This is a genomic window from Benzoatithermus flavus, from assembly GCF_037908215.1.
In the GTDB taxonomy this organism is placed as follows: Bacteria; Pseudomonadota; Alphaproteobacteria; order Geminicoccales; family Geminicoccaceae; genus Benzoatithermus; species Benzoatithermus flavus.
Map to the genome: position 1 here is coordinate 41999 of NZ_JBBLZC010000017.1, position 24804 is coordinate 66802.

Annotated in this window: 18 protein-coding genes and 1 other annotated feature; of the genes, 4 read left to right on the forward strand and 14 right to left on the reverse strand. The window is 70.9% G+C overall.

Annotation, left to right across the window (positions count from 1 at the left end):
- Positions 1-6 precede the first annotated feature (6 nt).
- The 9 genes from U1T56_RS16310 to U1T56_RS16350 all read right to left on the reverse strand — a co-directional run bounded on the left by U1T56_RS16310 (position 7) and on the right by U1T56_RS16350 (position 12536).
- The gene (locus tag U1T56_RS16310; RefSeq protein WP_418160547.1) at positions 7-825 is read right to left on the reverse strand and encodes a carbohydrate ABC transporter permease; all 819 of its coding nucleotides are present in this window, start codon (positions 823-825) and stop codon (positions 7-9) included.
- Positions 822-1694 carry a carbohydrate ABC transporter permease gene (locus U1T56_RS16315; RefSeq protein ID WP_418160548.1) on the reverse strand — a complete coding sequence of 291 codons (873 nt, stop codon included), beginning with the start codon at positions 1692-1694 and terminating at the stop codon, positions 822-824. The genes U1T56_RS16310 and U1T56_RS16315 overlap by 4 nt, the downstream gene beginning before the upstream one ends.
- Positions 1695-1711: 17 nt before the next feature.
- Positions 1712-2800: an ABC transporter ATP-binding protein gene (locus U1T56_RS16320; RefSeq protein ID WP_418160549.1), complete on the reverse strand. Its 1089-nt coding sequence runs from the start codon at positions 2798-2800 to the stop codon at positions 1712-1714.
- Position 2801: 1 nt separating this feature from the next.
- Positions 2802-3905, reverse strand: a complete 1104-nt coding sequence (locus U1T56_RS16325; protein ID WP_418160550.1) for an ABC transporter ATP-binding protein — start codon at positions 3903-3905, stop codon at positions 2802-2804.
- The gene (glpD, locus tag U1T56_RS16330; protein ID WP_418160598.1) at positions 3902-5425 is read right to left on the reverse strand and encodes a glycerol-3-phosphate dehydrogenase; all 1524 of its coding nucleotides are present in this window, start codon (positions 5423-5425) and stop codon (positions 3902-3904) included. Before glpD ends, U1T56_RS16325 begins: the two co-directional genes overlap by 4 nt.
- A gap of 104 nt (positions 5426-5529) precedes the next feature.
- Entirely contained in the window at positions 5530-6315 is a 786-nt protein-coding gene (locus U1T56_RS16335; protein ID WP_418160551.1) for a DeoR family transcriptional regulator, read from the reverse strand.
- An 80-nt stretch (positions 6316-6395) separates the two neighbouring features.
- A complete protein-coding gene (glpK, locus tag U1T56_RS16340) occupies positions 6396-7895 on the reverse strand; it encodes a glycerol kinase GlpK (RefSeq protein WP_418160552.1) in 1500 nt (499 codons plus the stop codon).
- Positions 7896-9021: 1126 nt separating this feature from the next.
- Complete coding sequence (locus U1T56_RS16345; protein WP_418160553.1) at positions 9022-10014, reverse strand: SDR family oxidoreductase; 993 nt, start codon at positions 10012-10014, stop codon at positions 9022-9024.
- 1446 nt (positions 10015-11460) lie between these two features.
- Positions 11461-11575, forward strand: a sequence feature (AL1L pseudoknot).
- Positions 11576-12356: 781 nt separating this feature from the next.
- The gene (locus tag U1T56_RS16350; RefSeq protein ID WP_418160554.1) at positions 12357-12536 is read right to left on the reverse strand and encodes a hypothetical protein; all 180 of its coding nucleotides are present in this window, start codon (positions 12534-12536) and stop codon (positions 12357-12359) included.
- A 327-nt stretch (positions 12537-12863) separates the two neighbouring features.
- Between U1T56_RS16350 and U1T56_RS16355 the strand changes: the two genes are divergently transcribed.
- Positions 12864-14207, forward strand: coding sequence for an OmpP1/FadL family transporter (locus U1T56_RS16355; protein WP_418160555.1), 1344 nt, complete (start codon positions 12864-12866; stop codon positions 14205-14207).
- On the opposite strand, the gene U1T56_RS16360 is transcribed toward U1T56_RS16355, so the two are convergent.
- The 5 genes from U1T56_RS16360 to U1T56_RS16380 all read right to left on the reverse strand — a co-directional run bounded on the left by U1T56_RS16360 (position 14170) and on the right by U1T56_RS16380 (position 21250).
- Positions 14170-17232 (reverse strand): hypothetical protein, encoded by a 3063-nt coding sequence (locus U1T56_RS16360; RefSeq protein WP_418160556.1) that lies wholly within the window; start codon positions 17230-17232, stop codon positions 14170-14172. The two genes, U1T56_RS16355 and U1T56_RS16360, sit on opposite strands and share 38 nt — an antisense overlap.
- A 407-nt stretch (positions 17233-17639) precedes the next feature.
- Positions 17640-18188 (reverse strand): molybdenum cofactor biosynthesis protein B, encoded by a 549-nt coding sequence (gene moaB / locus U1T56_RS16365; RefSeq protein ID WP_418160557.1) that lies wholly within the window; start codon positions 18186-18188, stop codon positions 17640-17642.
- Positions 18172-19731 carry a lytic transglycosylase domain-containing protein gene (locus U1T56_RS16370; RefSeq protein ID WP_418160558.1) on the reverse strand — a complete coding sequence of 520 codons (1560 nt, stop codon included), beginning with the start codon at positions 19729-19731 and terminating at the stop codon, positions 18172-18174. Before U1T56_RS16370 ends, moaB begins: the two co-directional genes overlap by 17 nt.
- Before the next feature lie 151 nt (positions 19732-19882).
- The gene (locus U1T56_RS16375) at positions 19883-20761 is read right to left on the reverse strand and encodes a uracil-DNA glycosylase (RefSeq protein WP_418160559.1); all 879 of its coding nucleotides are present in this window, start codon (positions 20759-20761) and stop codon (positions 19883-19885) included.
- 285 nt (positions 20762-21046) lie between these two features.
- The gene (locus U1T56_RS16380) at positions 21047-21250 is read right to left on the reverse strand and encodes a hypothetical protein (protein WP_418160560.1); all 204 of its coding nucleotides are present in this window, start codon (positions 21248-21250) and stop codon (positions 21047-21049) included.
- A gap of 192 nt (positions 21251-21442) precedes the next feature.
- On the opposite strand from U1T56_RS16380, the gene U1T56_RS16385 reads away from it, so the two are divergent.
- Genes U1T56_RS16385 through U1T56_RS16395 form a run of 3 tightly spaced genes read left to right on the forward strand, consistent with a single transcriptional unit; the run spans position 21443 to position 24784 of the window.
- Complete coding sequence (locus tag U1T56_RS16385) at positions 21443-23164, forward strand: tetratricopeptide repeat protein (RefSeq protein WP_418160561.1); 1722 nt, start codon at positions 21443-21445, stop codon at positions 23162-23164.
- On the forward strand, positions 23142-24032 hold the full coding sequence (locus U1T56_RS16390; RefSeq protein WP_418160562.1) for a 4-(cytidine 5'-diphospho)-2-C-methyl-D-erythritol kinase: 891 nt from the start codon (positions 23142-23144) through the stop codon (positions 24030-24032). The genes U1T56_RS16385 and U1T56_RS16390 overlap by 23 nt, the downstream gene beginning before the upstream one ends.
- Positions 24029-24784, forward strand: coding sequence for an SAM hydrolase/SAM-dependent halogenase family protein (locus tag U1T56_RS16395; protein WP_418160563.1), 756 nt, complete (start codon positions 24029-24031; stop codon positions 24782-24784). The genes U1T56_RS16390 and U1T56_RS16395 overlap by 4 nt, the downstream gene beginning before the upstream one ends.
- Positions 24785-24804: the final 20 nt, after the last annotated feature.

Sequence of the window (24804 nt, forward strand, 5' to 3'; positions counted from 1 at the left end):
TCCCCCTCACACCCGCCCGAGGGCGAAGCCCTTGGCGATGTAGTTGCGCACGAACCAGATCACCAAGGCGCCGGGCACGATCGTGAGCACGCCGGCGGCGGCGAGCGTCCCCCAGTCCATGCCGGCCGCCGAGACGGTGCGGGTCATGGTGGCGGCGATGGGCTTCGCGTTCACGGTGGTGAGCGTGCGCGCGAGCAGCAGCTCCACCCACGAGAACATGAAGCAGAAGAAGGCCGTGACCCCTACGCCCGACTTGATGAGCGGCAGGAAGATCTTGAAGAAGAAGCGCGGGAACGGGTAGCCGTCGAGATGGGCGGTCTCGTCGATCTCCTTGGGCACGCCCGACATGAAGCCTTCCAGGATCCAGACCGCGAGCGGCACGTTGAACAGGCAGTGAGCGAGTGCCACGGCGATGTGGGTGTCGAACAGGCCGATCGTCTGGTAGAGCTGGAAGAAGGGCAGGAGGAACACGGCCGGCGGCGCCATCCGGTTCGTGAGCAGCCAGAAGAACATGTGCTTGTCGCCGATGAACCGGTAGCGCGAGAAGGCGTAAGCCGCCGGCAGCGCTACCGAGAGACTCAGGACGACGTTGATCCCGACATAGATGAGGGAGTTGATGTAGCCCGAGTACCAGGCGGGATCGGTGAAGATCGTCCTGTAGTTCGCGAGCGTCGGTGCCGCCGGCAGGAGGCTCAGGCCGCCCATGATCTCCTCGTTCGTCTTCAAGGACATGTTGACGAGCCAGTAGATCGGCAGGAGCAGAAAGACGAAGTAGAGGACGAGCCAGAAGGCGCGCCATCGCGTGTGCGGTCCTCCCTGCTTCATGTCCGGTCTCCCGTGCCGACGCGGGTCATCACGTTGTAGAAGACGAAGCTGAAGGTCAGGATGATCAGGAAGTAGATGATCGAGATCGCCGCCGCGGGCCCGAGGTCGAACTGGCCGACCGCGATCTTGGCGAGATGGATCGAGAGGAAAGTGGTGGCACTGCCGGGGCCGCCGCCGGTGACGACGAAGGGCTCGGTATAGATCATGAAGCTGTCCATGAAGCGGAGCAGGACGGCGATGAGAAGGACCCCCCGCATCTTGGGCAGCTCGATGAAGCGGAACACGGCCCAGCGCGAAGCGCCGTCGATGGCGGCCGCCTGATAGTAGGCGGGCGGAATGGCGCGCAGGCCCGCGTAGCAGAGCAGGGCCACGAGCGGCGTCCAGTGCCAGACGTCCATGACGACGATGGTGAGCCACGCGTCCGAGGGATCGGCCGTGTAGTTGTAGTCGAGCCCGAGCCGGTTGAGCGCCCAGCCGCCGAGGCCGATGTCGCCGCGGGCGAAGATCTGCCAGATCGTGCCGACCACGTTCCACGGGATCAGGAGCGGCAGCGCCATGATGACGAGCGTGGCGGATGCCGCGATGCCGCGCGCGGGCATGGCGAGCGCCAGGCCGATGCCGAGCGGGATCTCGATCGCGAGGATGGTGAGGCTGAAGACGAGCTGGCGCAGCGCCGCCCCGCGCAGGTCGTCGTCGGCGAGCACCTGCCGGAACCAGTCGATCCCGACCCAGACCCGATCCTCCGGCCCGAGGATGTCCTGAAAGGCGTAGTTGACCACGGTCATGAGCGGGATGATGGCGCTGAACGCCACGATCACGAACACCGGCAGGACCAGGAGCCAGGCGGCGTTGTTCTGCGTCTTGTCCATGAGCCCCTCCGCCTGCTTCAGCCGACCAGCCGTCCGTCGGCGTAGAGCAGGGTGTGCTGCGGTGCCAAGGCGAGATGCGCCGTGGCCGTCGGCACGGGTGCATCCTCGTCGAGCTTCGCCTTGATCTCGTGCGGTCCCAGTCTCGCGGTGACGAGCTTGTAGTTGCCGAGATCCTCCACCCGGGTGACGGCCACGGGCAGCGTCGTCGGCCCCGGCGCGGTCGAGACGTGCAGGAACTCGGGCCGCACGCCGAGTTCGAGCCGCGCTCCTTCGCGGCCGCGTGCGCGCGCCAGCCAGGGATCGCCCAGCATCACGTCGGTGCCGTCGATCAGGATGCCGTCGCCCGCGAGCCGGCAGGGCAAAAAGTTCATGCCGGGTGAGCCGATGAAGTAGCCGACGAAGCGGTGCGCCGGCCGCTCGAACAGCTCCTGCGGCGTGCCGAGCTGCACCACCTCGCCCTCGTACATGACGACCACCTTCTCGGCGAAGGTGAGGGCCTCGTTCTGGTCGTGGGTGACGTAGACCAGCGTGTGGCGGAAGCGGGCGTGGACCTCCTTGAGCTTGCGGCGGAGCAGCCACTTCAGATGCGGGTCGATGACGGTGAGCGGCTCGTCGAACAGGATCGCCGCCACGTCGTCGCGCACGAGGCCGCGCCCGAGCGAGATCTTCTGCTTCTCGTCGGCGGTGAGCCGGGAAGCGCGCCGCTTCAGCATGCGCGCGAGGTCGAGCATCTCCGCGACCTCGACCACGCGCTTCTCGATATCGGCCTTGGGCAGGCCGCGGTTGCGCAACGGAAAGGCCAGGTTCTCGGCCACCGTCATGGTGTCGTAGATCACCGGGAACTGGAACACCTGCGCGATGTTGCGCTTGGCCGGCGGGAGCCCGGTCACGTCGATGCCGTCGAACCAGACCCGGCCCTCGCTCGGTTGCAGCAGGCCCGAGATGATGTTGAGGAGCGTGGTCTTGCCGCAGCCCGAGGGGCCGAGGAGCGCGTAGGCGCCGCCGTTCTCGAAGGCGAAGCGGAGCGGCTTCAGCGCGTAGTCCGCGGGGGCCTTCGGGTTCGCCCGATACGAATGGGCGACGTCGGCGAACCGGATTTCGGCCAAGCTAGCGGACCTCCCGGCCGGGCCTGCCCGCGCGCGGCGGGGCGATCTCGAGAGCGCCGGTGCTGCCGAAGGCATAGAGCCGCGTCGGGTCGAGATAGATCCTCACGTTCTGGCCCAGCGCATGCTCGTGCACGCCCTCCTCCTGGACGACCCAGCGCAGATCGCCCCGGCGCACGTGGATGAAGGTCTCCGAGCCCGAGATCTCGGCGAGCTCGACCGTGGCGTCGAGCTCGAGATCGGTCTCGGCGTGGCGGCGGATCGAGAGATGGTTGGCGCGAATGCCCAGCGTGTAGGGTGCCGCGGGCAGGCCGGCGAGATGATGGCCGAGCGGGATCTCGAGCCCGCCCAGGCTGCGGGCGACGCCGTTCCCGACCGAGACCTTCAGCATGTTCATGGGCGGATCGCTGAACACGGCGGCGACCCGAAGCGAGCCCGGCCGGTGATAGACTTCGACCGTGGGTCCGGTCTGTCGTACGCGGCCTTCGTCCATGACGATCACCCGCCCGCCCATGACGAGCGCTTCGAGGGGCTCGGTCGTGGCATAGACCACGGTCGTGCGCTGCCGGGCGAACAGGTCGCGCAGCTCGGCGCGCAGCTCCTCGCGCAGCTTGTAGTCGAGATTGACGAGCGGCTCGTCGAGGAGGAGCAGGCGTGCGTCCTTGACCAGCGAGCGCGCGATCGCGAGCCGCTGCTGCTGCCCGCCCGAGAGCTCGCCCGGCGTGCGCTCGAGGAGGTGGTCGATGTGCAGCATGCGCGCGGTCTCGCGCACGCGCCGGTCGATCTCGCTCCTGCTCATGCCCTTGAGGCGCAACGGCGAGGCGATGTTCTCGTAGGCCGTGAGCGTGGGATAGTTGATGAACTGCTGGTAGACCATCGCCACGCTGCGCTCGCGGACCGACCGGCCGGTGACGTCGGTCCCGTCCACGAGCACGCGACCGGCATCGGGCCGGTCCAGCCCCGCCATCAGCCGCATGAGCGAGGTCTTGCCGGCGAGCGTCGGCCCCAGGAGCACGTAGAGCTGCCCTTCCTCGAGGTCGAGCGTGACGTCGTCGATCCAGACCTCGCCGCGGACGACCCGGCGGACCCCTTCGAGGCGCAGGCTCATGGCCGCCCCGCCGCCTGGGCCGGAACCGGCCGTTCCTCGAGCTTCGCCTGCAGGCGCGCCACCGTGTCCTCCCCGACATGGAGCCCGAGACGGGTGCGCCGCCACAGGATGTCGTCGGCGGTGCGCGCCCATTCGTGGGCCACGAGATAATCGACCTCGGCCTCGAGCAGGCCGCCGCCCAGATCCGCACCCAGATCCTCGAGCCGCCTGGCACCGCCGATCAGCCTCTCGAGCCGCGTGCCGTAGGTCCGCACCCAGCGGCATAAGAGCGGCTCCGGCACGAAGGCATGGGCGCGCAGCATCTGCGCCGTGAAGGCGGCGAGGTTGGCGCCCGGCATGTCCCCGCCCGGCAGCGGCGCCGTCGCGGTCCAGGGGCCTTTGCCGAAGCCCAAGTGCGGCCGGAGCTTGTCGAGCGCGTGTTCGGCGAGCTTCCGGTAGGTCGTGATCTTGCCGCCGAAGATCGAGAGCAGAGGTGCCCGGCCGTCGCCGCCCTCGACGTCGAACACGTAGTCGCGCGTGACGGCCGAGACGTTGCCGCTGGCATCGTCGTAGAGCGGCCGCACGCCGGCATAGGCCCAGACCACGTCGCGCGGCTCGATCTCGCGGCGGAAATAGCGGTTGACCACGCGGCAGAGATAATCGGTCTCTTCGGGCGAGATGGCGACAGCGGCGGGATCGCCCTCGTAAGGCACGTCGGTCGTGCCGATGAGCGTGAACCTGCCTTCGAACGGGATCGCGAACACGATCCGCCGGTCGTCGTTCTGCAGGATGTAGGGATGATCGCCGTCGTAGAGCTTCGGCACCACGATGTGGCTGCCCTTGACCAGCCGCACGCGTTTCTTCGAGCGCATGCCGAGCCCGCCTTCGAGGAAGCGCTGCACCCAAGGACCGGCGGCGTTGACGAGCGCTCTGGCCCGGACCTGCCGGCGACGTCCGGCAGCGTCCACGAGCTCCGCGGTCCAGGTTCCGTCCTTGCGGCGGGCGCGCTCGCAGCGCGTGCGGGTCAGAATCTCGGCGCCGCGTTCCGCGGCATCCATCGCGTTGAGCACGACCAGCCGGCTGTCCTCGACCCAGCAGTCGCTGTAGGTGAAGCCGCGTTTCACCCAGGGCTTGAGCGGAGCGCCATAGGGTCCGGGCGCCGCGAGGTCGACGGCCTTGGAGCCGGGCAGGATCTCGCGGCCGCCGAGATGGTCGTAAAGAAACAGCCCGAGCCGGATCAGCCAGGCCGGGCGCATCTCCGGCACGTGCGGCAGGACGAAGGTGAGAGGCCGAACGATGTGCGGTGCGGCGCGGAGCAGGACCTCGCGCTCGATCAGGGCCTCGCGCACGAGACGGAACTCGTAATATTCGAGGTAGCGCAGGCCGCCGTGGATCAGCTTCGAGGACCAGCGCGAGGTATGGCTGGCGAGATCGTCCTGCTCGACCAGAAGGACCTTCAGGCCGCGCCCGGCCGCATCGCGCGCGATGCCGGCACCGTTGATGCCGCCGCCGACGACCAGCATGTCGACCTGCTCGCTCAGGATGACGCCTCCCGGACTCGCCCTCGAACGGGGTGTCTCGATCGTTCTTCGTTGCCTGGTTTTCGTATCAGAACGATATTCTGTTCGCAATCGAAAACGAGCGCTCAGCCCGCCCTCTCGTCCGTGCGTGCCACGTGCAGCGCCACCTCCGCGCGCTCGAGGCAGCGCAGGAGCGAGGGCGGCGGCAGGGCATCGGTGAACAGCGCGTCGATGTCCTCGAGCGAGCCCAAGCGCACCGAGGCGTTGCGGCCGAACTTGGTGTGGTCGGCGGCGAGGTAGACCTGGCGCGAGTTGGCGATGATCGCCTGCGCCACCCGGACCTCCTGGTAGTCGAAGTCGAGCAGCGCTCCGTCCTCCACGTCGATGCCGCTGATGCCGATCACCCCGTAGTCGACGCGGAACTGGCGGATGAGGTCGATCGCGGCCTCGCCCACGATCCCGCGGTCGCGCGCGCGCACCACGCCGGCGGCCACGATCACCTGGAAGTCGGGTTTGCCGGCGAGCAGCGCCGCCACGTGCAGGTTGTTGGTGATCACGTGCAGCCCCTGATGACGCAGGAGCGCCTTCGCCACCTCCTCGGTGGTCGTACCGATGTTGATGAACAGCGAGGCGTGATCGGGGATGTGGCGGGCGAGAAGGGCCGCGATCCGGCGCTTCTCCTCGATGCACAGGACCTGCCGCTCGGGATAGGCGATGTTCTCGACCGAGGAGGCGAGCGCGGCGCCGCCGTGATGCCGCTGCAGGATCGCCTGGTCGCACAGCGTGTTGATGTCGCGCCGGATGGTCTGCGGCGTCACGCCGAAGAGCTGGGAGAGGGCCTCGATGCTGACGAAGCCCTGCCGGCGGACGAGATCGACGATCCGCGCGCGCCGCTGCTCGCTGCCCGCCACCTGGCCCAGCCTCCCCGGTGTCGTGTTTCGTTTGCGAACATGACACCGGGGAGGTGCCGTTGCAAAGCGAAAAAGCTCCGTCAGCTGCGTACGCGCCGCACCGCCTGCCGCCAGCCCGCGACCAGCCGCTCGCGTTGCTCGGGTGCGAGGCCCGGCTCGAAGCGCCGCTCCAGCCGCCAGGCGCCCGCCACCGCCGGCAGCGAAGCGTAGACGCCGGCCGCGAGCCCGGCGAGATAGGCAGCGCCGAGCGCCGTGGTCTCGACCACGGCCGGGCGCTCGACCGGGCGGTTCAGGATGTCGGCCAGGAACTGGCAGACCCAGTCGTTCACCACCATGCCGCCGTCGACCCGCAGGCCGCCGAGGCCGCCGTCGAGCGTCGCCGCCGCCATGTCGGCCGTCATCGCATCGACCAGATCCAGGGTCTGGTAGGCGACCGATTCCAGCGCGGCGCGGACGATGTGCGCCACGCCGCTGTCGCGGGTGAGGCCCAGGATGGCGCCGCGCGCGTCGGGGTCCCAGTGCGGGGCGCCGAGGCCCGTGAAGGCCGGCACCAGATAGACGCCCTCGTTGTCGGGAAGATCGCGGGCCAGCTCCTCGGTTTCGGCGGCGCTTCTGATGATTCCGAGTCCGTCCCGCAGCCACTGCACGGCCGCACCCGCGACGAAGATGCTGCCCTCGAGCGCGTAGGTCGTGCGCCCGTCGAGCCGGTAGGCCACGGTCGTGAGCAGGCGGTTCCGTGAGGCCACGAAGCGCTCGCCGGTGTTGACCAGCATGAAGCAGCCCGTGCCGTAGGTGCTCTTGCTCATGCCGGGCAGAAAGCAGGCCTGGCCGATGGTGGCGGCCTGCTGGTCGCCGGCGATGCCGAGGATCGGGATGGCAGCACCGAACAGCTCGGGGTCGGCGATGCCGAAGGAGCCGGAGCAGTCGCGCACCTCCGGCAGCACCGAGGGCGGGATGCGAAGCGCCCGCAGGAGTTCCTCGTCCCAGGTCTGCTCCACGATGTCGAACAGCATGGTACGCGACGCGTTGGTAGCGTCGGTGGCGTGCACCCGCCCGCCGGTGAGGCGCCAGAGCAGGAAGCTGTCGACGGTGCCGAAGGCCAAGGCGCCGTGCTCGGCGGCGCTGCGCGCCCCCGGCACGTGGTCGAGCAGCCAGGCGAGCTTCGTTCCCGAGAAGTAGGCGTCCACCACGAGGCCGGTGCGCCCGCGCACCCGCTCCTCGATCCCGTCGGCCACGAGCTCGCGGCAGGTCTCGGCGGTGCGCCGGTCCTGCCAGACGATGGCGTTGTGGACGGGGCTGCCGGTGTCGCGCTCCCATAATACCGTGGTCTCGCGCTGGTTGGTGATGCCGATGGCGGCGATGTCCGTGGCGGCGACACCCGCGGCGTGGATCGCCTGGCGGCAGACGGCCAGCGTGTCGCGCCAGATGTCCTCGGGGTCGTGCTCGACCCAGCCGTCCTTCGGGAAGTGCTGGCGCAGCTCCTTCTGGCCGGTGCCGACGATCCGGCCCTCGCGGTCGAACAGGATCGCCCGGCTGCTCGTCGTCCCCTGATCGATGGCAAGCACGTACTGACGGCTCATGCTCGTTCTTCTCCCTCATGCCGCGTCGCTGCCGCGCCTTTGTGCCCGGCGTACCCGATCGCCGGCAAGGGGCATACTTATGTATTACTGATGCCGAAGACAGGAGAGAAGCTGTGCCCGGCACGATCGCTTGCAGGCGGCCCCGCTTTAATATGGGATGCTGGCTTTAAGAGCATCAACAGAATGATATTTCCCGTTCCTCGGGAGAAGAGGCCGATCGCGCCAGCCCGAGAACATTGCCTCAATTGTCGTGTCCGGCCCACAACGCGGCGGCGCCGAGTCACTCTACTTGTGTCCTGTCTTCGGTGGGCTGTCGCTCGACGTGATAGCTGTTGCCGGATCTCCGTCCTGTCGCTTGGGGGGGGCTGTTCCTGGCGAAGCCTGGGAACGGGGATGTTGCCGGTAGTCCGACACGGGCGAGGGGAGTGATCCTATTTCAGGAATATAATCATAGAACGTAGCGGTCCCGCAACCGGCGAAGCAGCACCGCCAATCGCGAGAACATGGAGGAAAACAACATGCACGGGAAGTCGCTTCTGGTCACGTCGCTGCTGGCGGCGGCCTGCGTGATCGGCATCCCGGCCTCGGGGGGGGGGGGGCACGAGGGCCCAATCCGCGGCGGCCGAGACGGGGACGTCGTCCGATAGAGGCAGCTGCCCGGTGACGCACCAGCGGCTCCGCTCGGAGCTGGTCCCGTGTGGACAACGAGGATTCCACCGGCCTCAGCAATCATTACTGGGCCGTGGTGGTGGGCCGGGCCGGCGTGGTCTGCGCCGTGGCGTTCTCGGGCAGCGAGTTCGACACGCAGTGGCTCTTGAGCCGCCAGATCACCGCAGCCAAGGCGTTCACCGCCAATGGCCTCGGCCTCGACGGCGTGCCTCTGTCTGCCGGCCAGCTCTACCGGACGGTCCAGCCCGGCGCGCCCGATCTCCCGCTCTATGGGGTTCCCTTCGCCAACCCGGTAGATCCGGCGGCCGCCTACGCCGGCTCGGCCCGCAATTTCGCACCGACCACGACCCGATGCTCGGCAGGCGCGTCGGCGGCACCATCACCTTCGGCGGCGGTCTCGGGCTCTACAGCGGCGCCAACGCGATCGGTGGCCTCGGCCTGCCGGGCGAGCGGGTGCTCAGCCGGCGGTACGTTGCGCGTCGGCTGCCTTCCACCCGTGCGGGATCGCGCGAACGGCGAGGAAGCCCGCCGCGGCGAGGCCGAGGACGGCAGCCGCCGTGCGCAGGCCCGAATGCCGCCAGCCGCCCGTGACCGCCATGGGCTCCGGCATCGGGTGGAACAGGTTGCCGTCGCTGACCGGCGCCGTCTTCGCCTGCGCGAGATAGGCCTCGGTGCCGAGGCGCAGCGCCGCCTCGACCAGACGCGGGGCGATGGCGTGCTCGAGCCGGCCGAGCTTGCCCATGATCCCGACGACGACCTCGCGCCGTGGCTCGCGGGCGAGGCCGAGGACGGCTGCGGCGACCTGCTCCGGCCGGACGACGAAGGGTGCGGGCTTGAGCGCGCGGCCGGTGTAGTTCGCCGCGTGGTAGATGCCCGGCGTGTCGACGAAGTAGGGGAACACCGAGCAGACATGAATGTCGGGCCAGGAGGCGAGCTCCTGGCGCAGGCTGTCCGCGAACGCCCGGACCGCGGTCTTGGCGGCGGCGTAAGAGGCCGCGTACGGGGTCGGGATCAGGCCGCCGATCGAGATGTTGTTGACGAGGACGCCCCGGCCCCGGTCCAGGAAGTAGGGCAGGGCGGCGTGGGCGCCGTGCAGGTAACCCAAGAGGTCGGTCTCGACCGTGGCGCGGTGCGCCGCGATCGGCACCTCCCAGTAGCGCCCGACCGCACCACCGCCGGCATTGTTGACCCACACCCCGATGCCGCCGAAGGTCTCGGCCGCCATGCGCGCGAGCCTTTTCACCGCCTCGGGATCGCGCGTGTCGGTCGGCACGCCGAAGGCGTGGCCGCCCAGCCGGCGGCACTCCCGGACCGTCTCCTGCAGGGCCTCCGCACCGCGGGCGCACAAGGCGAGACAGGCGCCCTCGCGCGCGAACGCCTGCGCCGTCGCCCGCCCGATCCCGCTGGACGCACCCGTGATCACCACCGCGCCATCGGCACATTGCGGCATGGCTCCTCTCCTCGGGGCATTCTCCACGACCGGAACCTCTCGCCCCCACGGACAGGCAAACGAGGCCGCCGGGGCGCGGGTTCCGGGCCGGTACCGTCGCCGCGCCGCCCGCACCGGGCCGCGCGCTCCCTCGCCGATTCCCGAGGGTGGCGGAGCGCGAGGGCAGGTCGGACACCGCGCCGAAACTTTTGCGTTAGTAGTTTTAGATAATGTTCTCCTCCAATTCATTTGAGCCATTTCTATCCGCAACGTCGCAGACTCCCGCGGCATGATCGTTTCAAGCGCCGACCCAGAATAGTGTCCTAGGAGACGCCGAGGCGCAATCCCGAGTGATCGTGGCCCGTGACTGACGGAGCGGCGGTCGCCCCGCAGAGCCGCTCTCCCGGGATTGTCTTGCGCGGTATGGCCTTCCGCCCGGATCTGGGTCGGCTCCGATACGAGCATGCCGCAGTGCCGGCCAGTAGGAGGTGTGCGTGTGGACCTTGCGGCCCGGCTGCCCGGGCCGGGGTTGGAGTCCTATCAATAGGCATTCCGCGACCCACGCCGGCCGGGTTCGATCCCGCCGTCCCCCGGGCGGTGCCGTCGAGCGAGGCCGGGCGGCGGCAGCTCGCCGTGATGTTCGTCGACTTGGCCGGCTCGACCGAGCTTGGCGACGACTCGCCCCGAGGCGCTGCACGCACCAGAACGCGGTCCCCTGCTGCTCTCCCGCTGGCAGCGCGCCAGGAAAGGCGAGGATCAGGTGATCCTGCTGTGTGCGAGCCGGCATTGGCAAGTCGCGCCTCGTGCCGGCGTCGTGCGAGCAGCTTCGCTCCGGGCCGCGCGCGAGCCTGCGCTACCAGTGCTCGCCGCACCACGATCGGGGTACGCTGTGGCCGCTGATCGAACAGCTTGCGCGTGCAGTCGGGTCGGCGCGGGACGATCCGCCGGAGCTCGACCTGGACAGGCTCGAGGCGCTGCCGCGGCAGGCGGTGCCGGCATCCCGGATATCATGCCGCTTTTCACGGAGCTGCTCGCGATCCCCACGGGGGTGCCGGCCGATGCTGGAACTCACGCCACAGCAGAAGGGGGGTATCGTTCGGGCACTGCTTGCCCGGCTCGAGGGCTCGGCGGCGCGGCAACGGGTGCCGATGGTCCGGGTCTGCCCCGCCTTGGTGGACTTCCCGAGATTTCGTGCGAGCGGTGTTCACCCGTGCCCGAGACGCGTCCACCCCATGCGCCGGAGCTCCGGCGGCAGATGGTCGGGCGGGTTCCGCGCCGGACGCGACCCGGCGGACCTGGCGCACGCGTTCGCGCCAGCCGCACAGGCGATCCGCAAGTGGGTTCTGCCGGCCGACTTGGCCGAAGGCCGCCGGGAGGCGAAGCCCGCGGTCGCCGGCGGCACGCTGACCACGACCGAGCACGAGAACCGCGAGCTGCAGCAGGCCAACGGGATCCGCAAAAGGCGTCGGCTTCTTTCGCCCAGGCGGCGCTCGACTGCGGTCCGAGCCATGATCGCGTTCATCGACGCGCACCGGGGGGCGTACGGGGTCGCGCCGATCCGCACCGCCCTGCCGATCGCCCGTCGACCCGCCCCGCCCGTGCGGCCCGCCGCGTCGATCCGGGCAGGCAGCCGGCGCGGATGCAGCGCGACGCCGTGCCGCGCACGGAGATCCGCCGCGTGCACGAAGCGCGCTTCATGGCCACGGTGTCCGCCAGGTCTGGCGGCGGCGACTGCGGGAGGGCATCGGCGCCGCCCGCTGCACGCTGGCCCGGCCGATGCACGCCATGGGCCTGCGCGGGGGCGTGTGGGGCAAGGAGATCGGGACGACGATCACCGGCAAGGCCATGCTGCGCCCGGCACCGGCCCTGGTGGACCGGGTCCCGACCGCCGGGCGGCCGAGCGCCCATCCCCGCGGCAACGGGTTTTCTCCACCTGGCCCCTCGGCGGCTCCGGGCCGTCGCTCCGGGGGAACGGAGTAACGGCTCTGCCGATGATGATCCCGGACGCCTGGAGAAGGCCGCGGGCGGGAGCACGGCCAACCGGCTCGGCACCGAGCTGGTGCTCGGGGCCTTGGAGATGGCGGTGGGGCGGAGGAGGCCGGAGGCCGTCGGCCATCACGCCGATCGGGGTAGCCGGCACACGTCGCTGGCGTTCGGCGGCCGCCGCCGCGAAGCCGGGGTGCCCCCCCGATCGGCTCGGTCGGCGACGCCTGCGATGATGTGCTGGGCGAGAGCTTTCTCGCCCCGCTGGAAGGCGAGCTGCTCGCCCGGCGACGGTTGGGGCCCCGAGCCGAGGCGCGCATGGCGGTCTGCGGCTCCGTCGAGCACCGGCGCCACCCGCTGCGCCTGCACTCGGCCTCGGGTCATCGATCCCCGGTCAAGGACGAGAAAGAGCACACCCCAACCGCAGCCCTGGCCGGCGCCACATAGCCCTCGACCTCGACCGCGATCGAGCGCAGCGCGCTCGAGCCGCCGCTCCAGGCGTGGCCGGCGGCAGCCGGCCACGGCAGCCGTTCGGTGGCGAAGGCCAAGAACTCGCGCACGAGGTCGCACGGAGACGGCGCCGACCGGCGCAGGGCGGCCCTCCTCGAGCCGATCGAGAAGCGGGCCGATGGCGACCTCGTGCCTCGGCGGCTCGATCCTGCCACTACCCGAGGCGCGGCCCCATGGCGGCCTGCCATGGATGGGCGGGTTCCGAAGGCCTTGGGCATGGTGCTTCTGCAACCATCGGCGACATGATGCCGGTGCCATCCCGCTTGGGGGGTTGGCAGCAGCGGAACCCGGTGCCTACCATCGTGCGCTACAGCGTTCCGGCCCGTTCGGATTCCACTGGAACGATGGCGCGCATCGACGAGCAAGGACAAGGCACGATGAGGAGGCTAGGAATCGGATCCGTCGCGGGCAGCCTGCTGACCCTCGCGCTCGGCATCGGCGGCGCCGAGGCGGCAGGCTTCGCACTCAAGGAGCAGTCGACGACGGCGCAGGGCAATGCCTTCGCCGGCGCCACGTCCGCGGCCGAGGACGTGAGCTACATGTTCTTCAACCCGGCAGCGCTCGGCTGGGTCGCCAAGATCGAGGCAGCAACGATGGCGACCCTGGTGGCGCCCCGCTCGAAGCTCGAGAGCGCCGAGGGCCGTACCGTGCCGGGTACCGCGATCCCGGGCCGCGGCCATGCCGACGACATCGCCGACAATGCCGTCGTGCCGGCGTTCTATGCCGCGGCACCCTTGCCCGGCGGTGTTCGCATCGGACTCGGGATCAACGCGCCCTTCGGCCTCGAGACCGGCTATCCCGACCAGTGGGTCGGCCGCTACCATGCCGTCCATTCGCGCCTGACGACGGTCAACATCAACCCGGCTGTGGCATGGCGGCCCAGGGACTGGGTGGCGTTCGGCGCCGGGTTCCAGGCGCAGCACGCCGATGGCGAGCTCACCAATGCCGTCGATTTCGGCACGATCGGTGCCGCAGCGCGCATCCCCGGTGCTGCGCCCGGCCGGCAGGATGGCTTCGCTCGCCTTACCGGCGACGACTGGGCCTATGGCTGGGATGCGGGGGCGATCGTCGAGCCCGTGGCCGGAACCCGCTTCGGCATCGCCTACCGCTCGGAGATCCAGCACACGCTCGACGGCGACGTGGACTTCAGTGGCGACACCACCGGGATCGCCGGCATCATCCGCCGGGCCACGGGCGCTTTCGCCGACACCGATGCCAGCCTCAAGCTGAACACTCCGGCGAGCCTGTCCTTCGGCGTCCATCAGGACGTGACCGATCGCCTCGCCGTGATGGCCGAGGCGCAGTGGACCGACTGGAGCGTGTTCGACCAGCTCACCGTCAAGTTCGACAACCCGGCCCAGCCCGACAACGTCACCGAGGAGGAGTGGCGCGACAGCTGGTTCTTCGCCTTGGGTGCGACCTGGCGGCCGGACGACCGCTGGACGCTGCGCGCCGGCATCGCCTTCGACCAGTCCCCCGTCCGCGACCGGTCGCGCACCCCGCGCATCCCCGACGAGAACCGCTACTGGCTCTCGCTCGGCGCCGGCTGGCAGCCGCTGCCCTGGCTCGGGCTCGATGCCGCCTTCACCTACATCCTCGTCGAGGACAGCGAGGTCGACCTCGCGGCCACCGATACGGGCAGCGCCTTCCGGGGCGATCTCCACGCCAGCTACGACAACGACATCATCCTTGCGGGGCTGAGCGCGCGGGTGCGGTTCTGACCTCCTTCGGCTCGCCGTCGCCGAGTGGCGGCAGGAGGCCGAGCTGGGTGCGCAGCGATGCGGCCAGCGTGCCGGCATCTGCTGCCATCCGCTCCGGGGTATCCGCCAGAGGCGGAGCCGCGATCAGTGCCAGGAGCGGCCGCCACGGCCCGTCCTCGGGCAGGCGGTCGGTGTAGCGCCGGGCGAGCTCGGCCGCCTCGTTGGCTTGGCCGAGCCGTGCCCGAGCCAGGGCCAGCCAGACGACGGCTTCGGCCCGCGCGGGCTCGAGCACAGTCCCGCTCTCCTGCCGAGCCAGCGTCGCCTCGCACGTACGCGCCAGCCCCTGCCAGTCGCCCAGCGCCGCCAGCGCCGCCCGCCGGACCCGGTCTGCCTCGTCGCCCGTGGCGGCCTCGCCCAGCGCCGCCAGCGCCGTCTTGGCGTCGGCCGCGTCCAGGGCGGCCCGTGCTCGGATGATACGGTCTCGAGTCTGCCGATCCTGGGCCGGCACGCCATCGAGGAGCCGAAGCGCCGTATCGGTGTCGCCGATCCCGGCCTCGGCTTCGGCCACGGCCAGCCTCGCCCGACCGGCAGCCGGTCCCGTCACGGGGCCGGCTGCCGCGACGAGGGCCGATGCCGTCTCGACCAGGCCGGCACCGGCCGCTCGCGTGGCCAGATCGAGCCGCACCGCGGCCGGGAGCGTGTCGCCGGCGAGCAGATCGCGGTGGCTCCGATAGAGCGCCACCGCCGCGACGGGCGACAGGCCGCTTCGACTCTCGGGCTGCAGCAGCTCCGTCGCCCGTCGCCGCAGCTCGTCGCGTACCGTTTCAGCCGTCACCCGGTCGGGTGCTCGCTCCAGCGCTGCGCGCAAGGAGGCGATCGCCCCGAGGCCGTCGCCGGCCTGCCACTGCAGCCCGGCCAAGTAACGCAGCATGCGTGCCGCCCGCGGGTGGCCGTCCCAATGCGGCCGCTGTGCCACGAGCTGGTCGCGCGCGGCAGCGGCACCGAGCATGCCCTGCTCGTATCCGCTCCTGATCGCGAGGAAGGCCGCTTCGGCCTGCGTGGCGTCGTCGCCATCGGCGGCGGCCGCGCGTAGCGGTGCCGCCGCTTGGAACGGCCGGCCCAGATCGAGCAGTGCACGTGCCGCGAGGAGATCCAGCTTCGCCCTCGTGCCGGGCTCGGGCTCGAGCCGGCGCAACGGCTCGATCGTGGCGAGAGCCGTGTCGGCCTGATCGTGATCGAGCATCGCGGTGGCGAGCACCGGCCCGAGCAGGCGGCGCAACGGCTGCGGGTAGCGCTCGAGCATCGCTCCGGCGCGGGCCGAGGCTCGCGCGTCCCGATCCCAGCTCCCGCCCCGCGCTGCGGCATAGAGGCGCCAGAGCGCCGCTTCCGGGTCACCGTCGAGCTCGCGGTCGCGCAGGCTGGTCAGCGCGGCTTCGGGCTCGCCCGCGAGTGCTGTGGCCGCACCGGCGAGGGCGGCACGGTGCCGCTCCACGGCAGGATCCGGCGGCTGCTCCGCTGCCACGAGCGCGAGCACGCCCCGCGCTTCGGGGCCGAGCCCATCGGCCAGCAGGAGCCGCACGAGCTCGAGCCGCGCTTCTGTCCGGCGCGGTCCGGAGAGCTCCGCCAGCCGTGCCTGAATCTCGCGCCTCCTCGTCTGGCGATCGTGCGCATCGGTTCCACCGAGAGCGGCAAGATCGAGGAGCGAGGTCGGAGCGGGCTCCACCGAGGGAGCGAGGGGGCCGGCGGCGGGCTCCGACGGGTCGTCGTCGCGCGGGAGTTCGGCTGCGAGGTGCGCTTTCGCTCCGACGGCCAGCCGGAGCCCGCCGGAGCGGGAGAGAATGAAGCGGCCGTCCTGCAGCGAGGCGACGACCCCATCCGCCAGCGGCCGCCAGACCAGCCCCTGCGCCGTGGCGAGCAGCTCGAGATCGACGAGCCGCAGGCGATCCGGCTGGCGCAGCTCGTGGGCGGTGGTCAGCAGCACGCCGAGCCTCTCGCCGGTGAGCGGGTCCGAGATCGTCGCCTGCAGGCCGTCCGGTGCGGCGACCGAAAGAGCGTCGAGGGCGACATCGCGAGGCGGGCCGGCGCCGCCTGCCGGGGCGGACGAGACATGGGCGGGCATCAGGCGGACGTGCCAGACGGTGCCGCTCCGCTCGACGCGGATGCCGGCCGGCCGTCGCAGGGCGAGGCGGAAAAGGTGGACGTTGCCGTCCTGCTCGCTCGCGGCCGGCGCCAGCCAGGACGAGAGATCAGCTCGGCCGAGATCGTTCCAGCCCGTCACCTGCGGCGCATCCGTGCCGAAGAGCAGCCATAGCATGCCGGCGCGCTCGAACGCGGCCGCAGATACCGTTCGGTCCCAGGCGAAGCCGAGTTCGGCCGTTTCCGCCGTCGCTCGGGCCGAGACGACGACCCTCGGGGCCGTGGGGGGCACGACCGATGGTGGCAGCGGCGCTGCGGACGGCGCCGGCCCCGCCGCCGGCGCGGATCTGGCCGGAACCGCCTCGAGCTCGGGCGTGTCGTCGAGCTCGAGCATGTCGCCGGCGAGGGCGGATATGCCCGGACGCGGGACCGGAACGGGCATCCGGCGAGCCGACGCCGGACGTCGTTCGGATGCGGAACGGCTCGCCGATGCAGGCGGCGAGGGAACCGCGCCGCGCGCTTCGGCCGGTGGGGGAGAAGCCTCGGGGCGCAGATCGACCACGAGACGGCCCGGCACCTCGTAGGTCTCGGCACGAATGCCTTCGGCGAGGGTGAGCAGCAGCCGGTCGTCTCGCGGCCGGACGGTGCGGATGATGCCAGAAAGACCGGCGAGCCGGCTCGCCGTGTCGGCGGACAGTGGCCCGGCCCCGCGCAAGCCCAGCGCGCCGGCGGCGGCCTCGACGGCCGCCCCACCGTCGTTCGGGAGAACGAGCAGGACGAACCCCGGCCCCGAGACGATCTGCAGCCGGGCCGGAGCCGGCGCTGCGGCCAGCGCCCCGGCACCGTTCGGCTCCACCGGCGACAGGATCATGACGAGGCAAGCCAGGATGGCTGCAAGGGCTCCGCGCACGCTCGATCGTTCCTCCGACTCCGGCGACGACGTGCCGGTGCCGCTTCGTTCGTCCGGAGTCTGGCAGCGTATCCTTTCGATCCGGTTAACGCGGCTTCGGATCGACGCCGGCCCAGCCCGCGAGCCCGCGCACCGCGGCCGTGTCGTTGTTGCCGGCGATCAGATGCTTCGAGCCGTTGAGCTGCCGGAGCAGGGCGGCGGCACGCTCCGGCCCGATCCGGACCCCGAAGTCGCCCGCGATGCCAGACCACGTCCGCAGGCGCCACCGTCTCGTTCCAGCGCCGGACCAGCGCCTCGTCCATGGCGGCGACCGAAGGGAAGGGACGGCGGAACAGGCCGAGCGCGCCGCCGTGGCCGAAACGGGTGTCGCCGGTGAAGAAGGTGCGCAGAAGAGAGCCGTCCGCGGCTCAGCCCGGCAGCTCCTCGTGCTCGCGCAGGCGCGGCATGAGCTCGGCGAAGTTGCAGGGCTTGTGGCGGATGTCGAGCTGATAGCGGAGGATGTCGTCCCAGCCGTCGCGGCAGGCACCCGGCGAGCCCGGCAGGCAGAAAATGTAAGTGCCCTTGGCCACACCGGCATCGGCGCGCGACTGCAGGCAGGAGGTGCCGATCTTGGCGTAGCTCAGCATGCGGAACAGCTCGCCGAAGCCGGGAATGCGCTTCTCGGCGACCCGCTCCAGGGCCTCGGGCGTCACGTCCCGGCCGGTCACACCGGTGCCACCCGTGGTGATCACCACCTCGATGCCCGGATCCTCGACCCAGCATTGGAGCTGGGCCGCGATGGCCTCGGCATCGTCCCTGACGATCGTGCGTGCGGCGAGCTTGTGGCCCGCGGCCGCGATCCGCTGGACCAGCGTGTCGCCGGAACGGTCGTCCTCGAGCCGCCGCGTGTCGGAGATCGTCAGCACCGCGATGTTGAGCGGCTGGAACGGGATGGTCTCGTCAATTCGCCCGGGCATGGCGCCTGCTTTCCTTGGCATCCGCATCGGTTCTGCCGACCGGCATCACCTCCGGCCACCGGTTCTCGGCCAGGGCCTGGAGCGAGGGAATCGGCTGGCCCGCGCGGGCCTGGTAGGCCCAGAGATTGGCCAGCACCCGCTTGATGTAGCTCCGCGTCTCGGCGAGCGGTATGCTTTCGATGAAGAGCAGCGGGTCCTGCCGGGTGTCCTTCAGCTCCCGGTCGAGCCAGCCCGCGAGCCGGCTCTCGCCGGCATTGTAGGCGGCGACGAGATGGACGAGGCTGTTGCCCACCGTCCTGGTGCGCGCGAGCTGCTTCAGCCAAGCCTGTCCCACCGCCATGTTGTTGGGCGGATGCAGGAGCCAGTCGTCGCCGTTGTAGGCGAGTTTCATGCTCCTCGCGATCAGCCGGCCCGTGTCGGGCATCACCTGCATCAGCCCCAGCGCGCCCCGCGGACTCCTGGCCTCGGGATCGAAGCCGCTCTCGGCGCGGATGATGGCGAAGACCAGGTTGGGATCGAGCTTGTAGCCGCCGGCCGGCTGCCAGCGCGGGAGCGGGAAGAACGCGCCGTCGTGGCGGCGGCCGTCGAGGCGGCGCAACTGATCGGCGAGACGTATCTGCGCCGAGGGCAGCTCGAGCTCCATTGCGAGCGCCATGAGGCCGGGCGCCAGATCCGGCCGCCCCCGGCCGGCAAGCCTGCGGATCTCGTCGTCGGCGAGGTCGCGCTCGCCGACATGGCCGAGCGCGATCGCACGCTCCGCGGCCGGAAAGCGCAGGAGCGTCTCGAGCATGCTCTCCTTGACCTCCTCCTCGTGCCAGTCGAAGTCGATGCTCTCGTCCAGCATCTTCTGCGCGAGGAGACCGTAGAAGCCGTCGCTGCCGCGTGCAGCGAGCCGGAGAAAGCGGGCGACGTTCTGCGGCTGGCGGGCGCGCAGGCTGGCACGGGCTGCCCAGAACGCGGCTCCGGCCAGATCCTCCCCGGTGAGACCCTCGCTGCCGGCGAGCCGGGCGAAATGCTCGGCGGCAGCTTCGATCGAGCCGGTGCGCCAGGCGGAGAGGCCCTTCCGCCAGAGCTCGCGCGGGCGCGCCGGCTCGCCGACACCGTTCGCCTGCTGGTCGAAAGACCCGGTCGAGATACGGGCAGGCTCCGGTGGCGGCGCTGCCTTGGCGGGCTTCCGGCTGAGCGCCAGACGATAGATGCGCTCGGCCTGCGGCAGGTCGGCATACCGGTCCAGCCACGCCGCCAGCTCGGCGTAGCTCGAGCGGTATGTCGGGTGCAGATAGCGCTCCGCGAGCACGTGGCCCAGAAGGAGATCGTTGTCGAGCCGCGCGATCAGCCGGTCGGCCTCTGCCCACTTGGCCTCGTGCTGCAGCGAGAAGATCTGCCGGTAGCGGACCATGTCGGCGAAGGCCAACGGCCGTGGCAGCGGCCCGAGCGGCTCGGGTGCTTCCGTCTCGGGGGTCAGGCGAGCGACCCGGACCCCGGCTTCCTGCGCGCTACCCGGATCGGCCTGAAGCGTGAAGACGCTCAGACCAGCGAGCAAGAACAACCAGCATGAAGAAGCTGAGCCTGTCCTACCACCTGTTCTCATCGTTCCCGTTTCTGAAGTTGCAGCCTCGGTCGTCGGTTTTTCTTGTCGTCCGCTCTTTTTTCGATTCCTGCTCCTTTTCTTCCTTATGCGCGGCTTTCTCCGGTCAGCGCTCGGGCGGCAACCGTTCCAGCTCCTGCTGCAGGCTCAGCATGTCGCGCCAGACCAGCCGCTTGTGCAGCGGCTGTCGCAGCAGATACGCCGGATGAAAGGTGACGAAGGCGGGCACCGGCGTCTGGCTGCCGGGTGGCCGGTAGGTGAAGCGGCGTCCACGCAGCTTGGTGACGCCGTCGTCGACCTCGAGCAGCGCCCGCGCGGCGCTGCCGCCCAGGAACAGGATCAGCCTGGGCCGGAGCAGCTCGATCTGCCGCTCGAGGAACGGCTGGCAGATCGCGACCTCGGTGGTGGTCGGCGGACGGTTGCCGGGTGGGCGCCAGAAGATGATGTTGGTGATCCAGACCCGGCTCCGCTCGAGCCCGATGGCGGCCAGCATCCGTTCGAGAAGCTGGCCGCTCGGCCCGACGAACGGCTTGCCCTGCCGGTCCTCCTCCGCACCTGGCGCCTCGCCGATCAGCATCAAGGGACTGTTCGGGTCGCCGTCGGCGAAGCACAGGCGGGTGGCCGTCTCCTTGAGCGCGCAGCCGTCGAACCGGTCGAGCGCCGCCTCGAGCGCCGCGAGCGAGCCGCAGGCCGCTGCGACGGCGCGCGCATGGGCGATCCGGTCGCGGCCTTCGCGCGGCGCCGCGCCACCCCGTGCAGCGGCTCCGGGGCGGACAGGGACGGACAGGGATGGAAGGGGAGCCGACGGCTCTCGAATCCCGACCGGGGCGGAAGCTGCGCTCTCGGCGGCGCCGTAGCGACTCGTACCGATCTCGCCCAGGCCGTCCAGCACGCCCATCCGGACGTACCAATCGGCCCAGGCCGCTACACCGCGTCGCACGCCGTCGAGGTCGTGGGCAGTGGGAATCGGTGGCTGTTCCTGCATGTCGGCGAACTTGAGACGCTCTCGGGCGGATCGTTGAAGTCCTGCCCCTGCCCGCATCGCGCACCTCGTAACGCGCGCCATGCACCCTTGCCCCGTGGCGGGTGATCCGGGCGAGTTGGGCTAGCCGAAGGACTGGTTGAACCTCTCGTGGCTGGGATGAAAGGGGAGGGCCGGTCGAACTCGAAGCAGCGATTCGCGTGCACCGCTTCGGGCTGCCTCGCAGAACCCTTGCCTGCGGCGCATGAAACTCACCGTCCTCGGCGGCTCATGCGCCGTTCTCGTTCATCAGATCAGGCGGTACGGAATCGGCTTGCCGGCACGGTCCAAGATCAGCTTGCCGCTCTCGTCTTGCGCCGCTATGTAACGGCCATGGCCGATCGCGGTACCGACATACAGGACCGGCTTGATTTTCTTGCCTTCGAACACCTTGGCCTGCTGGGCGGGGCCGCGCGCCGTCGGGTCGTTCTTGCTCTTCGACGTCTTGAGCATGAGGATGGCTCCGGAAATACCTGATTCGGCCGGCTCGCCTCATGAGCGGGCCACCGAACGTTCGAGCCTGTTTGACCCGATCGCACGCCGCCGTCAAGCTTCTCGCCGATCAGCGACAGGATGCAGCCGCGCTTGAAACCCGCTCCGTGCCCCGCTTCCCGCTCCAGCCGACCGCGGCACGTCCGCACGCGGATGCGATCCGTCCTGCTGTCCGCGACCGCCACGCTCTTTCTCGCCGCCTGCGGCATCGACGAGAGCGGCGTCTGGCGTCTCGGGCTCACCCCCGCCGCCGCGGCGGCACCTGGCGGAGGCGACGAGACCGCGGCCGGCAGCTATCTCGTCGGCCGGTTCGCGCTCGAGAGCGGCGATCTGCACCGGGCCGCGCAGAGCCTCGAGCGGGCGCTGCTCGCCGACCCCGACAATGTCGAGCTGCGGCGGCAGGTGTTCGCGCTGCTCGTGGTGGACGGCCAGTTCGAGCGGGCCGTCACCGTCGGTCGCGAGCTGACCGCGCTGGACAAGGGGGCGCAGGACGCGATGCTGTTCCTGGCCCTCGACGACGTCCGGCGTGGCGATTACGCGGGCGCTACCCGCCGGCTCGAGGCCGTCGGCGGCGGGCTCGCCGGCACCGTGCAGCCGATCCTCCTCGCTTGGGCCCGCTTCGGCGCGGGCCAGCGCGACCAGGCCCTCGTGGCCTTGAGCGCGGGCGGCCCGCACGGCGGACTCGACCGGCTCCGGATCTATCACCGCGCCATGATGCTGGGCCTGTCGGGGAAGCCGCGCGAAGGCCTCGCGGCCTTGCGCGAAGCGTTTCCCGAGCTCGCGACGGCGCCGGTGCGCCTCGTCCGCGCCGCGGCTCGGCTCGCGCAGGCCGCCGATGGCCGCGATGCCGCCCTGCAGCTCATAGCGCAGGCACGCGCGGCCGAGCCGGACGACCCGCAGCTCGCCTGGCTGGAGCAGGCGATCCGCAGCGGCCGCCCCGACGTCGCCGCCATCCAGGGACCGCCCAGCGGCATGAGCGATGCGCTCTCCGGCATCGCCGAGGCGCTGGCCGAGCAGGAAGGCCACACCCAGGCGCTGCTGTTCGCGCGGCTCGCCACCTTCCTGACCCCCGACGACGGCGAGGGCTGGCTTCTCATCGCCAACACGGCCCTCCAGCAGGACAATGCCGCCGAGGCGCTGCGCGCCCTCGATCACATCCGGGCCGACGGTCCGCTGGGCTGGCAGGCCGGCCTCACCCGTGCCCGTGCGCTCCAGAGTCTGGATCGCGGCGAGGAGGCGATCCGCCTTCTGCAGACCATGGCCGACGAGGCCCCCGAGCGCAGCGATTCGCTGATCGCCCTCGGCGACTACCTGCGCAGCAAGGAACGCTTCGCCGAGGCCGCCGACGCCTACACCCGTGCGATCCAGCGCATCGGCAAGCCCGAGAAGCGCCATTGGCGGCTGTTCTACGCGCGCGGCATCTGCTTCGAGCGCACGAAGCGCTGGCCCGAGGCCGAAGCCGACCTGCTCGAAGCGCTCGAGCTGGAGCCCGACCAGCCCTTCGTCCTCAACTATCTCGGCTATAGCTGGGTCGATCAGGGCACCAATCTCGACCGGGCCAAGGAGATGCTGCACAAGGCGGTCGATCTCAGGCCCGAGGACGGCTACATCGTCGACAGCCTGGGCTGGGCCTATTATCGCCTGGGCGAGTACGACAAGGCCGTGACCTATCTCGAGCGCGCGGTCGAGCTCGAGCCGGGCGACGCCGTGATCAACGATCATCTGGGCGATGCCTACTGGCGGGTCGGGCGCACCCGCGAGGCCCGCTTCCAGTGGGAGCGGGCGGTCACCTTCAAGCCTGAGCCCGATGTGCTGGCGCAGATCCAGGAAAAGCTCCAGAAGGGCCTGCCCGATGCGGCCGCGAAGCGCGGCTGAGCCGGTTCTCCGGGAGCGGGCGCCCGCGAAGCTCAACCTCGACCTGCTGGTCACCGGCCGGCGGCCCGACGGCTACCACGAGCTCGACAGCCTCGTCGTGTTCGCCGATCCCGCCGACGAGCTACGTTTCGCCCCGGCCCCGCTGCTGCAGCTCGAGGTGGCAGGTCCGTTCGCGGCCGAGCTGCCGACGGGCGAGGCCAACATCGTGCTGCGTGCGGCGCGCCTTCTGGCGGAGCGGACCGGGGTCGAGGGCAACGCCCGGATCGGGCTCGTGAAGCGGCTGCCGGTCGCGGCCGGGATCGGAGGCGGCTCGGCCGATGCCGCCGCGACGCTCCGCGGCTTGCGCCGGCTCTGGAATCTCTCCCTCGACGACCGGACGCTCGCCGCCCTCGGGCTCGCGCTCGGCGCCGACGTTCCGGTCTGCCTCGCGGGCACGCCTAGCCGCATGCGTGGCATCGGCGAGCGGCTCGAGCCTTTGCCGAACCTGCCGGCGCTCGATCTCGTCCTGGTCAACCCACGCCGGCCGCTCGCCACGGCGGCCGTGTTCGGCGCTCTGCGCCTCGAGCGGCCCTCCGAGCGCGACGAGCCTTCGGCTCTCCCGCGCACGCCGGAGGCGCTGGTGGAGCGGCTCGCGGGTACGCGCAACGATCTCGAGGCGCCGGCCCGGACACTTCTGCCGGCGATCGGCGAGGTGCTGGCAGCTCTCGTGTCCGATCCCGCCTGCCGGCTCGCCCGCATGTCGGGCAGCGGTCCTACCTGCTTCGGGATCTTTCCCGATGCGGCAGCGGCGCGCACGGCCGCCGCCCGGCTCGCCGCGGCGCGGCCGGACTGGTGGGTCGTGGCCTGCCGCAGTGGAGGCGGCGCATGATCCTGCTGTTTACCGACTTCGGGCTCGAAGGCCCCTATCTCGGCGAGACGACCGCCGTGCTGCGGCGCATGGCGCCCGAGGTCCCGGTCGTCAACCTGATGGCCGACGCGCCGGCTTTCCGGTCGGATCTCGCCGCCTATCTCCTCGCGGCGCTGCTCGAGCGCAGCGTCCTGCCCGGCGACGTCGTCCTCGCCGTGGTCGATCCCGGCGTGGGCGGCAGCCGCGCCCCGCTCGCCTGCCGCATCGACGATCGCTGGCTCGTCGGCCCCGACAACGGCCTGTTCGAGCCGGCGCTGCGCCGCGCCGGCCGGGCCGAGACCTGGCGCATCGCCTGGCGCCCGGAGCGGCTCTCGGCGAGCTTCCACGGCCGGGACCTGTTCGCGCCCGTGGCCGCGCGCCTCGCCCGCGGCGAGCGGCACGACCTGACCCCGGCCGTCCCGACCCGTTTCCCGCGCTGGCCCGACGACCTGCCGGCCGTCGTCTACGTCGACCGCTACGGCAACGCGCCGACGGGTCTGCGCGCCGCCGGCCTGCCGCGCTCCGCCGTTCTTCGGGCGGGAGGTGCCGTGATCGGCTTCGCCCGCACCTTCTGCGAGGCTCCGCGCGGCCGGCCGTTCTGGTACGAGAACAGCAGCGGTCTCGTGGAGCTGGCGCTCGATGGCGGCAGCGCCGCTGCTCACCTGGGCCTCCGGCCGGGCGACCCGGTGACGGTCCTTTCCGAGACGGTTGCCTCGGCGCCCGCCGCACCTTAAGTTCCTCGCCATCCGTCTGT